We start from the raw sequence: 14,091 nt of genomic DNA on the forward strand, positions 1-14,091 counted from the left end.
TCATCGTGCGCAAGGTGCTCATCGCCAACCGTGGCGAAATCGCTGTCCGCGTGGCCCGTGCCTGTCGGGACGCCGGCATCGCGAGCGTGGCCGTCTACGCCGACCCGGACCGGGACGCTCTGCATGTCCGCGCCGCGGATGAGGCGTTCGCCCTGGGCGGTGACACCCCGGCGAGCAGTTACCTGGACATCGAGAAGGTCCTGAACGCGGCGCGCGAGGCGGGCGCGGACGCCATCCACCCCGGCTACGGCTTCCTGTCGGAGAACGCCGAGTTCGCCCAGGCGGTCCTGGACGCCGGCCTGGTCTGGATCGGCCCGCCCCCGCAGGCCATCCGCGACCTCGGCGACAAGGTCGCCGCCCGCCACATCGCCCAGCGCGCCGGCGCCCCCCTCGTGGCGGGCACCCCTGACCCGGTGAGCGGCGCGGACGAGGTCGTCGCCTTCGCCGAGCAGCACGGCCTGCCGATCGCGATCAAGGCGGCGTTCGGTGGTGGCGGCCGCGGCCTGAAGGTCGCCCGCACCCTCGACGAGGTCCCCGAGCTGTATGAGTCCGCGGTCCGCGAGGCCATCGCCGCGTTCGGGCGCGGTGAGTGCTTCGTGGAGCGCTACCTCGACAAGCCCCGGCACGTGGAGACCCAGTGCCTGGCCGACAGCCACGGCAACGTCGTCGTCGTCTCCACCCGGGACTGCTCGCTGCAGCGCCGCCACCAGAAACTCGTCGAGGAGGCCCCCGCCCCCTTCCTCACTGACGCGCAGGTCGAGCAGCTGTACTCCTCCTCCAAGGCGATCCTGCGCGAGGCCGGCTACGTCGGCGCGGGCACCGTGGAGTTCCTGGTCGGCGCGGACGGCACGATCTCCTTCCTGGAGGTCAACACCCGCCTCCAGGTGGAGCACCCGGTCACCGAGGAGGTCGCCGGCCTCGACCTGGTCCGGGAGATGTTCCGCATCGCCGACGGCGAACCACTGGGCTACGGGGATCCCGAACTGCGCGGCCACTCCTTCGAGTTCCGCATCAACGGCGAGGACCCGGGCCGCGGCTTCCTGCCCGCCCCCGGCACCGTCACCCTCTTCGCCCCGCCCACCGGCCCGGGTGTCCGCCTGGACGCGGGCGTCGAGTCCGGCAGCGTGATCGGCCCGGCCTGGGACTCCCTGCTCGCCAAGCTGATCGTCACCGGCCACACCCGCGAACAGGCCCTGCAGCGCGCCTCGCGTGCCCTGGCCGAATTCACCGTCGAGGGCATGGCCACCGCGATCCCCTTCCACCGCGCGGTCGTCACCGACCCCGCCTTCGCACCGGAGTTGACGGGCAGTGAGGAGCCGTTCACGGTCCACACCCGCTGGATCGAGACCGAGTTCGTCAACGACATCAAACCCTTCGCCGCCCCCACCGACACCGAGTCGGACGAGGAGCCGGGCCGCGAGACGGTCGTCGTCGAGGTCGGCGGCAAACGCCTGGAAGTGTCCCTGCCGTCCTCGCTGGGCATGTCCCTGGCCCGCACCGGCCTCGCCGCCGGCGCCCGCCCCAAACGCCGCGCCGCCAAGAAGTCCGGCCCCCTCGCCTCCGGCGACACCCTCGCCTCCCCGATGCAGGGCACCATCGTCAAGGTCGCCGTCGAGGAAGGCCAGCCCGTCAACGAAGGCGACCTCATCGTCGTCCTCGAAGCCATGAAAATGGAACAACCCCTCAACGCCCACAAGTCCGGCACCATCAAGGGCCTGACCGCCGACATCGGCGCCTCCATCAGCTCCGGCGCCGCCATCTGCGAAATCAAGGACTGACACCACCCACACCCACACCCACCACCCGCACCCGCACGCATGTCACGAGGCGCCCGCCGGACCGGAGCAGTCGGTCCAACGGGCGCCTCGCCCTTCTCCCCTTCTAAGGGGTGCCGCTTCTATGCGGTGCCGCGCCCGCCCAGCGTCTCCATGACGTCGCCGCCGTGGTAGTACGTGCGTCCCTGGCGACTGCGGCGGCGCCACCTGGACTCGCTCGCGTGGCGGTACACGCTGCCGGTCGAGACGCCCCAGAGGTGGGCGATGTCGGCCGCGCTCACCCAGCGCACGGGCTCCGGCTCAGCGGCGGCGGGACGTTCGGCGGCCGGGGCCACCTCACCCTGGGGCCCGGCCTCGGACGCGGAACTCGCGGCGTGGGCGGTGCCGTTGAGGCGGCGCCTGAGCTGGAGCCACTCGTGGCCGAGCCAGAGGTGTGCGGGGTCGCGGTCGCAGCGGATCGCGGCCGGGAGCTGCGGCTGCTGCGGCCTGACCACGGCGGCCAGTGAGCCCGTGCAGCCGGGCTCCACGCACCCGCCGATCGGGACCTGATGACGTATCTCCGGATCCACCACCCGGCGGGCGCGCCGTACCAGGCGGGCCACCTCGTCGGAGAACTCGCCCGCGGCGTCGTGCCCCGCGAGCCAGTCGAGGTGCCGGTGGAGGAAGGCGGCCAGCGGGAGCACCGCCCGGCGCGGCGGGGTCACCCGGCGCTCCTTGACCACGGCGCCCGCCCAGGAACCGAGCACGCCCAGGACCTCCGCCCGTACCTCGGCCGCTCCGGCGTTGAAGGGCATGCCGCCGGGCAGCGGGCCGCCGGACGTCCTCGGGCGGGTGGTGTCACTGGTGCGGCCGTCGAGCCGTCGGCCGCAGGCCTCGTACAGGCCGGGCAGTCGGCCCAGTTCCGCGGCCAGCCGTTCGTGGCACGCCGGGCACAGCCGGCCGCCCGCGGTCGCGAGGCGCCGGCCGTGCCCGGTCGCCCCGCTGCCGGTGCAGCCCGCTCCCGCGCACACCCGGACGGCGGCCGCACAGGCTCCTTCTGCTGTCGATGCAATCCCCACTTGATCCCCCATTCGTGGTTGTCCACTTGAACGGGAAAGCTAGTTCGAAGGGTATTGGCCGGGCAACAGGAACCAATGACTCCTGTGCAGGGCCTGACCTTTTTCTGGGATCCGCACGCGGCTTTTCGTTCGCCTGACGTAGTTTCACGTTCACCTGAAACAGAATGCATTGACTACGGCCCCGGAAGCGAAGAAGCTACTCGTTAATGTCGGAGGACTGGCTGAAACGCACCTGGTGGGGCCGGACTTGACATTCCTCTGTACCTCGCCTGACGTTCCCTTGTATCTCCTGTACTTCCGTTGGCGAAGTACACAGAATCCTGAATCCGGAACTGTTGAGTGCGTCGTCGGAAGCGAAGAACATGGAACCTAACGTCGCTGAATTGTCGCCGATTCGCGCCGCCCGTATCTATTCCCTTTCGCCGATCCCGCGCGGATCAGTACCGGAAGAAGGCAGAACCATATGACCAAGATCGGAATCATCCTCGGCAGCACCCGCCCGGGCCGCCGGGGCCAGGCCGTCGCCGAGTGGGTGGCCAAGGTCGGTGCCGAGCAGGTCCCGGGTGCGGTCTTCGAGGTCCTCGACCTCGCGGACTTCAACCTTCCGATCCTCGACGAGCCGCAGCCGCCGGCGTTCGGCAAGTACAGCAAGGAGCACACCCAGAAGTGGGCCGAGGCCATCGACGGCTTCGACGGCTTCGTGTTCGTGACCCCGGAGTACAACCGCTCGGTCCCGGGCGTGCTGAAGAACGCGCTCGACTTCGTCTACAACGAGTGGAACAACAAGGCGGCCGGCTTCGTGGGCTACGGGCTCCAGGGCGGCGCCCGTGCCATCGAGCACCTGCGGCTGATCCTGTCCGAGCTGAAGGTGGCCACCGTCCGCTCCCAGGTCGGGCTGTCGCTCTTCGGTGACTTCACCATCACCAACCCGACCGAGCCGGGCGAGTTCACCCCCGGCGCGCACCAGGCGCAGACCCTCACCACCATGCTCGAAGAGACCGTCTCCTGGGCGCAGGCGCTGAAGCCGCTGCGCGAGGGCGCGTGACCCGGGTAGAGGCCGAGCCCGCAGCACCCCAGGAGATCACCCCGGCGATCTGGCGACTCGCCGGGGTGATCGCTCTGGGCGCGTTCGCGGGCGGCCTGGACACCTCGCTCATCAACATCGCGCTGGAGACGATCCAGCGCGAGTTCCATGCCGGCATCGGCACCGCCCAGTGGGTCGCCAGTGGCTACCTGCTGGCGCTGGCCGTCTCGCTGCCGATCTGCGCCTGGCTCGGCCGCCGGGTCGGCGCCGGCCGGCTGTACCTGTGGGCGCTGGCCGCGTTCACGGTGATCTCCGCGCTGTGCGGACTGGCCCCGAACATCGAGTCGTTGATCGTCCTGCGCGTGTTCCAGGGACTCACCGCCGGCCTGCTCGTCCCGACCGGCCAGACGATCCTCGGCCAGGCCGTGGGACCGGGCCGGCTCGGCCGTGTCATGGCCCGGCTCGGCATCGCGGTCACGCTGGCGCCGGCCCTGGGCCCCACGCTCGGCGGCCTGATGCTGCACTCGCTGTCCTGGCGCTGGCTGTTCCTGATCAACGTGCCGCTCGGTGTGATCGCCATCCTGCTGGGGCGGCGCTACCTCCCGCTCGACAAGGGGGCGTCCACCACACCGCCGGACTGGATCGGCTACGGCTACATCGGCCTCGGCCTGCCGCTGGCCGTGTACGGGCTCACCAGCTGGGGCGAGTTGGGCTCCCCGGACGGCGCCCGGGTGCTGCTGCCGCTCGCGCTCGGCGTCGCGGGCCTGGCCGCCTTCGTCCGGCACGCCACCCGCCGTGCGCACCCGCTGCTGGACATGCGGCTCTTCCGCGACCCCGGCTATGTGGCGGCCTGCACGGGCTTCATGTTCAACGGGGCGCTGAGCTTCGGCAGCGCGCTGCTGTTCCCGCTCTACTTCCAGCTCCTGCACTCCGACGGCGTGGTCGCCACCGGGCTTCAGATGCTGCCGCTGGGCCTGGGCACCGCGATCATGCTCCCGCTCGGCGGGCGGCTGACCGACAAGTACACGGGAGGGCCCGTCGCCGCGCTCGGCGCCGGCCTCACCACCCTGGTCACCGGCGCGTTCGCGCTGGCCGACAACCCCGGCGTGGTGTTCGTGCAGTTCCTGCTGTTCGGGCTCGGGATGGGCACCGGCCTCGCCACCACCCCGATGATGGTCGCCGCGTTCGGCATCGTCCCCCGGGACCGGCTGCCCGACGCCACCGCGCAGATCAACATCCTGGTCCGGATCGGCGGCGCCCTGGGCGCGGCCCTGTTCTCGGTGATCGTCGCCCGCGGCCTGTCCGAAGGGGCCGAGCACGCCTTCCACACCGCCCTGTGGTGGCAGTTCGGCACGGCCGTCGCCGCGCTGCTCGGCACCATCGGGCTGTGGGCCGCGCTGCGCGTGTCCGGTGCCCCGCTGACCCCGGCCCACCCCCACTCTCCAGGAAAGGCCTGAACATGGGTGACACCGTTTACGACGTAGCCATCCTCGGCTCGGGCATGGCCGGCGGCATGCTCGGGGCCGTGCTCGCCCGCAACGGCGTCAGCGTGCTGCTGATCGACGCGGGCGTCCATCCCCGGTTCGCCGTCGGCGAGTCGACGATTCCGTACACCTCCGTACTCACGAAGATCATCGCGGAGCGCTACTCGGTGCCGGAGCTGGAGCCGCTCGCCGGCCACCAGGGGATCATCGAGAAGGTCTCCCCGATGTGCGGCAAGAAGCAGAACTTCGGCTTCGTCTACCACCGCGAGGGGCACCCGCACGACCCCGAGCAGATCAACCAGATGGTGATCCCCGCCTGGCAGCGGACCGAGAGCCACCTGTTCCGCCAGGACGTCGACGCCTACCTGTTCCACCTCGCGGTCTCCTACGGGGTCGAGCCGCTCAGCGGCACCCGCATCCAGGACATCGACGTCGACCCGGCCGAGGGCGTCACGCTGCGCTCGGACAAGGGCGAGGAGTTCCGCGCCCGCTACCTCGTGGACGGCAGCGGCTTCCGCTCGCCGGTCGCCGACAAGTTCGGCCTGCGCGACGTGCCGACCCGGGCCCGCCACCACTCCCGCTCGATGTTCACCCACATGGTCGGGGTGACGCCCTTCGACGACGCCGAGGCCGCCCGGCCGCACCGGCACCGCAGCCCGTGGCACGAGGGCACGCTGCACCACGTCTTCGACGGCGGCTGGCTGTGGGTCATCCCGTTCGACAACGAGGAGGACTCGCTCAACCCGCTGTGCAGCGTCGGTCTGACCCTGGACGAGCGGGTCTTCCCCAAGACGGACCTCACCGCCCAGGAGGAGTTCGACGACTTCCTGCGCCGCTACCCGGAGATCGCCGAACAGTTCCGGACGGCCAAGGCGGTACGTCCCTGGGTCAGCACCGGACGGCTCCAGTACTCCGCCCACGACACCGTCGGCGAGCGCTTCACCCTGACCTCGCACGCGGCCGGGTTCATAGACGCGCTGTACTCCCGCGGCCTGACCAACACGCTGGAGGTCGTCAACGCCCTCGCCTGGCGGCTGATAGCCGCCTCCAAGGACGGCGACTGGTCGACCGAGCGCTTCGCCTTCGTCGACGTACTCCAGCAGGGACTGTTCGACGTCCACGACGACGTCGTCTACAGCTCCTTCGTCGCCTTCCGGCACTACGACCTGTGGAACGCGGTGCTCCGTGTCTGGGAGTCGACCACCGTCCTGCCGACGGTGACCCTGGAGCAGGCCTACCGGCGGTTCCTGGACAGCCGTGACGACCAGGTCTTCCGCGATCTCGAGAAGCGGCGCCACCCGGGCCTGCCCGACCCCGTCGGCCAGGACATCCACGAGCTCCTCACCTTCACCCGGGAGCTCTGCCAGGCCGTCGAGGCCGGAACGCTCGACCCGGCCGAGGCCGCGGACCGGGTCTTCGCCTGGATCGCGACCTCGCCCTGTCTGCCCGAGCCCTTCGACCGGGGCAACCGGGACGACAAGTGCTTCGAGGCGACTCCGGAACTCGTCGAACTCGCCCAGAAGTGGGGCCGTACGACAGCGCCCGAACACATCGCCCAGATCTTCGACTGAGGGCGCAGGAGGACGACTTAAGGAGTCTCGTGCCACCCATAGATCTGTTGTTCCTCGACATCGTCATCATCCTGGCCGCCGCCCGCTTCCTCGGGGCGGCGGCCGTATTCATGGGCCAGCCGAGGGTGATCGGTGAGATCGCGGCGGGCATCGCCCTCGGGCCGACCCTGCTCGGCCACCTGGCCGGCGACGCGGTCTTCCCCACGTCGGTCATCACACCGCTGAAGACCCTGGCCGCCGTGGGCCTGGTCCTGTTCATGTTCGTGGTCGGCATGGAGCTGGACCACCGCCTCATCCAGGGCCGGGGCCGCGTCGTCACCGGGGTCGCGGCGGGCGCCACGCTGCTGCCGCTCGTGCTCGGCTGCGGCTTCGCGCTCTGGCTCGCTCCCCGGTACGCCGACGTCGGCACGCTGCCCTTCGTGCTCTTCTTCGGGGTGTCGGTGTCGGCCACCGCCTTCCCCGTGCTCGCCCGCATCCTCACCGACCGCGGTATGCAGCACACGCTGATCGGCGGGATCGCCCTCGCCGCGGCCGCCGTGATCGACGTCGTCGCCTACGCCCTGCTGGCCGTCGCGGTGGCCCTCGCCTCCGCCTCCGGCCACGAGTCCTGGCGGCTGCTGCTCGCCCCGGTGTACGTGCTGGTGATGTTCCGTCTGGTACGGCCGCTGCTGCGCCGCCTCGCCGACACCGCCGAGCCGCTGCCGTACCTGCTGATCGGCCTGTTCGCCTCGGCCTGGGCCGCCGAGTGGATGCAGATCCACTACATCTTCGGGGCGTTCCTGTTCGGCGCGGTGATGCCCCGCTCCGAGGCCTTCCTCGAACGTCTCAGGGAGCGCCTGGACCCGGCCGTCCAGCTGATGCTGCCGGTGTTCTTCGCGGTCACCGGGCTCACCGTCGACCTGACCGGGCTGCGCCTCGGCCAACTCGGCGTGCTCGGCGTGATCCTGGCGATCTCCGTCGTCGGCAAGATCGGCGGCGGATACGCGGCGGCCCGGCTGTCCGGCATCCCGCCCCGGGGCTCGGCGGTCGTGGCGTCCCTGGTCAACACCCGTGGCCTGACCGAGATCGTCATCCTCTCGGTGGGCCTGGAACAAGGTCTGCTCGACGTCCAGCTCTACGCGATGCTCCTGGTCATGGCCCTGGTCACCACGGCGATGACCGGTCCGCTGCTCAGCTGGAGCTACCCGGCCGACCGGCTGCGCGAGGACCTCGACGCGGCGGGCCGGGCCGGTGTGCGCACTCCTCCGTCCCCGAGCAAGGCCACCGTGCCGGACTCGGGACCTTCCGACGAACCGCTTGGAGACAACACCGATGGACGCTGATGTCATCGTCGTGGGAGCCGGCCCGGCCGGCCTGATGCTCGCCGGTGAGCTGCGGCTCGCCGGGGTCGACACCATCGTCGTGGAACGCCTCCCGGAACGTACCGGGGAGTCGCGCGGGCTGGGCTTCACCGCCCGCACGATGGAGGTCTTCGACCAGCGGGGCCTGCTGTCCCGGTTCGGCGACATCACCACCAGCAACGTGGGCCACTTCGGCGGGCTGCCGGTCGACTTCGGCGTCCTGGAGGGCGCCCACCAGGCGGCCAAGAGCGTGCCCCAGTCGCAGACCGAGGCGGTGCTCGAAGCCTGGGTGCAGGAGCTCGGCGCGGATCTGCGCCGCGGTCACGAACTCGTCGGACTCACCAACGGCCCCGACTCCGTGGAGGTCGAGGTCAAGGGCCCCGACGGCACCGAGACGCTGCGCGCCCGCTACCTCGTCGGCTGCGACGGCGGCCGCAGCCTGGTCCGCAAGTCGGCCGGCTTCGACTTCCCCGGCACCGCGGCGACCCTGGAGATGTTCCTCGCCGACGTCAAGGGGCTGAAGCTCGAACCGTCCATGATCGGAACGACGTACCCCGGCGGCATGGTCATGGTCGGCCCGCTGCCCGGTGACGTCACCCGGCTGATCCTCTGCGAGCGGGGCGTCCCGCCGAAGCGCCGTACCAGCCCGCCCGGTTACCACGAGGTGGCCGAGGGCTGGAAGCGGGTCACCGGGCAGGACATCTCGCACGGCGAGGCGGTCTGGGTGAGCTCCTTCGGGGACGCCACCCGGCAGGCCACCGAGTACCGCCGCGGCCGGGTCTTCCTCGCCGGGGACGCCGCGCACATCCATCTGCCCGCCGGCGGCCAGGGGATGAACACCAGCATCCAGGACGCGGTCAACCTCGGCTGGAAGCTCGCGGCGGTGATCCGCGGCCGGGCCCCCGAGGCCCTCCTGGACACCTACCACGACGAGCGCCACCCGGTCGGCAAGCGGCTGCTGATGAACACCCAGGCCCAGGGCCTGCTGTTCCTCAGCGGCGCCGAGGTGCAGCCGCTGCGCGACGTACTGAACGAGCTGATCAAGTACGACGACGTCAGCAAGCACCTCGCCGCGATGGTCAGCGGCCTGGAGATCGGTTACGACGTCGGCGGCGGGCGGCATCCGCTGCTCGGCCGCCGGATGCCGCACCTGGAGCTGGTCGGCGACGGCTTCAAGGCCGGCAGCACCGAGCTGCTGCACGACGGCCGCGGCGTCCTGCTCGACCTGGCGGACAACGCGACGCTCCGGCGCCGGGCCACCGGCTGGGCCGACCGCGTCGACACGGTGACCGCCGAGCCGCACGCCGTCGCCGACACCAGCGCCCTGGCCGGCACCTCGGCCGTACTGATCCGCCCCGACGGCTACGTCGCCTGGGCGGCACCCGGCAGCCACGGCGACCTGCCGATGGCCCTGGAGCGCTGGTTCGGCCCGGCGCGCTGACGCTCCGCTGGAAGTGCCGCAGTGGGTAGTAGGTCGTCTGCGGGGCGGCGGTGGCTGGTCGCGCAGTTCCCCGCGCCCCTGACGGGGCGCTGCCAGGTCACCGGAACCCGAGGAGTTTCCCGTATGCCGCAGTCCCTCCTGCGTGAGGTCGAGCACGAGATCGCCGTCTCCGCTCCCGCCGCCACCGTCTACCGCCTCATCGCCGAGGTGGACAACTGGCCGCGGATCTACCCACGGATCGTCCACGCCGAGCAGGTCCCGGAGAGTGGCGGGCGGGAGCTTCTCCGCATCTGGGGCACCACCGCCGACGCGTCGTTCGAACACTGGACGGCGCTGCGCACCCTCGACCCGGAGCGGCTGCGGATCACCTTCCGGCCCACCGGATTCGGCCCGCCCCTCGCCTCGATGGACGGCGGCTGGGTCGTCGAACCGCTGTCCCCGGCCGAGTCGAGGGTGCGGCTGCTGCACGCGTTCAGTCTCGTCGACGACGACCCGGGGGAGTTCGAGCGGATCGACAGCGCCGTCGACCGCAACTCCCGTACCGAACTGGCGGAACTGAAGAAGAGCGTCGAAGAGGCGTACCTGGCCGAGGAGTTCACCTTCTCCTTCGAGGACACCGCGCGGATCGCGGGCCCGGCCGAGGACGTCTACGACTTCGTCAACGAGGCCCCGCTGTGGGCCGAACGCCTGCCGGGCGTCACGGAGGTCCGGCTCGACGAGGACAAGCCCGGGCTACAGCGGCTGGAGACGGTGACGCGGGCCCCGGACGGCTCGGTCCACCGTGCCGTCGCCCACCGGGTCTGCCTCCCGCACCGCAGGATCCTCCACCGGCAGGTCACCCTGCCCGCACTGCTGAGCCTGCACACGGGCTCCTGGACGTTCGAGACACCCGCGGACGACACGACCGGCGTGCTCGTGTCCGCCCGGCACACCGTCGTGCTGAACACCGCGAACATCACCGCGGTCCTCGGCCCGGACGCGACCGTCGCCGACGCCCGCGCACACGTCCGCGAGGCGATCGGCGCAAGCAGCCGGGCCGTGCTGGCCCACGCCGGGCGGTACGCCGAACGCGGGCGCTGAGCCGGGCCGGTGGCCCGGACACCCCACCCACGATCTGGAAGAAGGACATGGACGGACTCACGGGCAAGACGGTGTTGGTGACGGGTTCGAGTCGGGGGATGGGCCGGGCGTCGGCTGTGCGGTTGGCGCGGGAGGGCGCGCTGGTCGCGGTTCATTACGGCAGTGGTAAGGAGGCGGCGCGGGAGGTCGTCGAGGAGATCGAGCGGGATGGCGGCCGTGCGTTCGCAGTGCGGGCCGAGTTGGGTGTGGCGGGTGATGTGCATGAGTTGTTCCTGGAGTTGGAGGAGGGGCTGCGGGAGCGCACCGGTTCGCCTGCGCTGGACATTCTGGTGAACAACGCCGGGGTGATGGGCGGGGTGAAGCCGGAGGACACCACGCCGGAGGCGTTCGACCGGATCATGGCGGTGAATGCGAAGGCGCCGTTCTTCCTGGTGCAGCGGGCGTTGCGGCATATGCGTGATGGTGGCCGGATCATCAACATCACGTCGGGGCTGACGCGGGTGGCGAACCCGGACGAGATCGCGTACGCGATGAGCAAGGGCGCTCTGGATCAGTTGGCGCTGCATTTCGCGAAGCATCTGGGCCCGCGGGGGATCACGGTCAACAGTGTCGCGCCGGGCATCACGCGTAATGACAACCCGGTGTTCGGGATGCCTGAGGTGGTTGAGCAGATGGCGCGGTTGTCGGCGTTGGGCCGGGTGGGCGAGCCGGAGGACATCGCGGACGTCGTGGCTTTCCTGGCTTCCGACGACGCCCGTTGGGTGACCGGGTCCTTCGTGGACGCCACCGGCGGCACCCTCCTCGGCTGAGCCCGGGATGACCACCGCGACCGACGCCCGCCGGCAGGGTCTGCTGTTCGTGCTGGCCGGCAACATGCTCATCGACGCGCTAGAGGTGTCGACCCTGGTCGTGGCCATGCCCTCGATCGCGGCCGACCTGCATCTCACACCCACGGCCGTGCAGTGGACGATGACCGCCTTCGCCCTCGGCTTCGGCGGTCTGATGCTGTTCGGCACCCGGCTGGTCGAACTGCTCGGCCGGCGCCGGGTCTATCTGGCCGGGCTGCTCCTGTTCGCGGTCGCGTCCGTGGTCGGGGCCCTGGCCGGCGGCCCCGAACTGCTGGCGGCGACCCGCTTCGTCAAGGGCTTCTGCGTGGCGCTCACCGCGCCCACCGGGCTGGCGATCATCAGCACCGCCTTCGAGGAGGGCCCGGCCCGCCAGAAGGCCGTGTCCGTCTACTCCTTCTTCGGGGCCTGCGGATTCACCGCGGGCCTCGTGCTGTCCGGCGTCCTCACCTCGGTGAGCTGGCGCTGGACGCTGGCGTTCCCGGCCCCGGCCGTCCTGGTGCTGTTCGCCTGCTGCCTCCGGCTGATCCCGGCCGGCCCCTCGGGTCCGGCCGCCGTAGGCCCGCGACGCTTCGACGCGGCGGGGGCGACGACCCTCGCGGGCGCGTCGGCCGCGCTCGTCTGCGCCATCGTCTCGGCGGGCTCGGCGCTCCGGACCGGCATCGCGCTGACCGCCCTGGCGGTGCTGGCGGCCGCGTTCGTGGCCGTCGAACGGCGCGCGCCGCGCCCGCTGGTCAAGGCGGCCGCGGTCACCAGCGGTCCGCTCATCAGGTCCGCGCTCGGCGGTGCGGCCTTCAACGGGTCCTATCTGGGGCTGCTGTTCGTCGCCACCTTCCAGTTGCAGGTACGGCAGGGCTGGTCGCCGCTGGTGACCGCCCTCGCGCTGCTGCCCGCGAGCCTGCCGCTGGCGCTGACCTCGCTCTGGTCGGGGCGGCTGGTACGCCGGTTCGGCGGGCCGCCGCTGATCGCGGCCGGCGCGTTCCTCGCGTTCCTCGGCTACCTGGTCTATCCCCGGCAGCACCCGCCGCAGTCGTACGCCGTCGATGTGCTGCCCACGCTGCTGCTGGTCGGGGCGGGTTTCGTGCTCGCCTTCGCGCCGCTGAACATGCAAGCCGCGTCCGAAGTGCCGGCCGAGCTGCGGCCGATGGCCGGCGGTGTGTTCCAGGCGGCGGTCCAGACGGGCGCCGCCGTGGCCGTCTCCTCGGTCGCGGTCCTCTCGGAGCGCTCCTCGGGCGGCGCGGCCCTGCGGTTCGTCGCTGTGCTCTCGGCCTTCGGGCTGCTGGTCGCGCTCACCGGACTGCGCCCGCGCCGCCTGCCGCGGACCGGCGCACCCCGCTCTTCCGCATCCGAACTCCGGAGGTAATGGCCCGATGCCCGATCTGACCGGCCTGTTGTCCGCGGCCGAGACCGCCGCCGAGGTCGCGGCCCGCCACGCGGCCACGGCCGACACCGACCGCAGGCTCTCCGACGAGGTGGTCGAGACCCTGATCACCGCCGGGTTCGCCCGCCGTTTCGTGCCCGAGCACCTCGGCGGCGCACCCGTGGGCTTCACCGAGCTCATGGAGTCGGTGGCCACGGTCGCCGAGGGCTGCGCCTCCGCCGGCTGGGTCGCCTCGCTGATGGCGCAGGGCGCCCGCATCTCCGGCTATCTGCCCGCGGCCGGCCAGGCCGAGGTCTGGGCGAAGGGAGCCGACACCCTCGTGGTCGTCGGCTTCGTCTCCCAGGGCAGCGTGCGGGCGGTGGACGGCGGCTGGGTCCTGTCGGGCGACTGGCCCTACGTCAGCGGGATCGAGTTCTCCGACTGGGCGCTGCTGCTGGCCGACGACGGGAACGGCGCGCGCTTCTTCGCCGTACCCCGTCCCGACTACGGCATCACCGAGTCGTGGTTCACGATCGGCATGCGGGCCACCGGGAGCCACTCGCTGACCCTGGACGAGGTCTTCGTCCCGGACCACCGGTCCTTCCCCCGCGACGAGATGTTCCTCGGCCGTCCGGCGGTGTCCCGCGAGCCATTCCACACCGTGCCGCTGTTCGCCGTGAACGGGCTGACCTTCGGTTCGCCCGTCCTCGGCGCTGCCCGCGGCGCCCTGAAGCTCGCCGCCGCCGCGCTGCCGGCCCGCGACAGCGCCCGGACCGGCTTCGCCCGGGCGGCCGGCGAGGTCGAGGCGGCGACCCTGCTGCTCACCCGGGTGGCCGAGAACGCCGACCTGGGCCTGCACGACGAGGACCGGCTGCGGCGCGCCTCCCTGGACAGCGCCCTCGCGGTGGACCTGCTGGCCGGCGCGGTCGAGCGGGTGTTCGCCGAGGCCGGCACCCGGGGCCAGCGCGAGACACAGCCGCTGAACCGGGTCTGGCGCGACGTCCGCGTCGCCGCCGGCCACGGAGCACTCCGCTTCGAGCCCGCCGCGCTGCGCTTCACCGAGCCCCTGCTCGCCTCCTGACCGTTCCCGCCCTACCCGAAAGGTGTCCGCCC

At 71.5% G+C, this 14,091-nt stretch carries 10 protein-coding genes and 1 pseudogene; 10 read left to right on the top strand and 1 reads right to left on the bottom strand.

Annotated elements, in window-relative coordinates; translation table 11 throughout:
- The first annotated feature begins 5 nt into the window (after positions 1-5).
- Complete coding sequence (locus ACQEWB_RS26595; RefSeq protein ID WP_432835158.1) at positions 6-1,778, top strand: acetyl/propionyl/methylcrotonyl-CoA carboxylase subunit alpha; 1,773 nt, start codon at positions 6-8, stop codon at positions 1,776-1,778.
- A 119-nt stretch (positions 1,779-1,897) separates the two neighbouring features.
- Here the strand turns inward: ACQEWB_RS26595 and ACQEWB_RS26600 are convergent, their stop codons facing one another.
- Positions 1,898-2,833, bottom strand: a complete 936-nt coding sequence (locus tag ACQEWB_RS26600; protein ID WP_432835160.1) for a hypothetical protein — start codon at positions 2,831-2,833, stop codon at positions 1,898-1,900.
- Positions 2,834-3,296: 463 nt separating this feature from the next.
- Here ACQEWB_RS26600 and ACQEWB_RS26605 point away from each other — a divergent pair, with 463 nt between their 5' ends.
- From ACQEWB_RS26605 to ACQEWB_RS26645, 9 genes and pseudogenes are all read left to right on the top strand, one after another.
- Positions 3,297-3,878, top strand: a complete 582-nt coding sequence (locus ACQEWB_RS26605) for an NADPH-dependent FMN reductase (protein ID WP_242779453.1) — start codon at positions 3,297-3,299, stop codon at positions 3,876-3,878.
- Positions 3,875-5,314, top strand: coding sequence for a DHA2 family efflux MFS transporter permease subunit (locus tag ACQEWB_RS26610; protein WP_432835163.1), 1,440 nt, complete (start codon positions 3,875-3,877; stop codon positions 5,312-5,314). The genes ACQEWB_RS26605 and ACQEWB_RS26610 overlap by 4 nt, the downstream gene beginning before the upstream one ends.
- Before the next feature lie 2 nt (positions 5,315-5,316).
- A complete protein-coding gene (locus tag ACQEWB_RS26615; protein ID WP_432835165.1) occupies positions 5,317-6,912 on the top strand; it encodes an NAD(P)/FAD-dependent oxidoreductase in 1,596 nt (531 codons plus the stop codon).
- Between the two features lie 29 nt (positions 6,913-6,941).
- Entirely contained in the window at positions 6,942-8,234 is a 1,293-nt protein-coding gene (locus ACQEWB_RS26620) for a cation:proton antiporter (protein ID WP_432835167.1), read from the top strand.
- Positions 8,224-9,693: an FAD-dependent monooxygenase gene (locus ACQEWB_RS26625; protein WP_432835169.1), complete on the top strand. Its 1,470-nt coding sequence runs from the start codon at positions 8,224-8,226 to the stop codon at positions 9,691-9,693. The genes ACQEWB_RS26620 and ACQEWB_RS26625 overlap by 11 nt, the downstream gene beginning before the upstream one ends.
- Before the next feature lie 123 nt (positions 9,694-9,816).
- The gene (locus ACQEWB_RS26630) at positions 9,817-10,773 is read left to right on the top strand and encodes an aromatase/cyclase (protein WP_432835171.1); all 957 of its coding nucleotides are present in this window, start codon (positions 9,817-9,819) and stop codon (positions 10,771-10,773) included.
- 47 nt (positions 10,774-10,820) lie between these two features.
- Positions 10,821-11,582: pseudogene (locus ACQEWB_RS26635) on the top strand (SDR family oxidoreductase); the annotation flags it as partial.
- 7 nt (positions 11,583-11,589) lie between these two features.
- Positions 11,590-12,981, top strand: a complete 1,392-nt coding sequence (locus ACQEWB_RS26640; RefSeq protein ID WP_432835173.1) for an MFS transporter — start codon at positions 11,590-11,592, stop codon at positions 12,979-12,981.
- A gap of 7 nt (positions 12,982-12,988) precedes the next feature.
- Positions 12,989-14,059 carry an acyl-CoA dehydrogenase family protein gene (locus ACQEWB_RS26645; protein WP_432835175.1) on the top strand — a complete coding sequence of 357 codons (1,071 nt, stop codon included), beginning with the start codon at positions 12,989-12,991 and terminating at the stop codon, positions 14,057-14,059.
- Positions 14,060-14,091: the final 32 nt, after the last annotated feature.

The organism is Streptomyces sp. CA-249302 (genome assembly GCF_050936785.1).
Classification (GTDB): Bacteria; Actinomycetota; Actinomycetes; order Streptomycetales; family Streptomycetaceae; genus Streptomyces.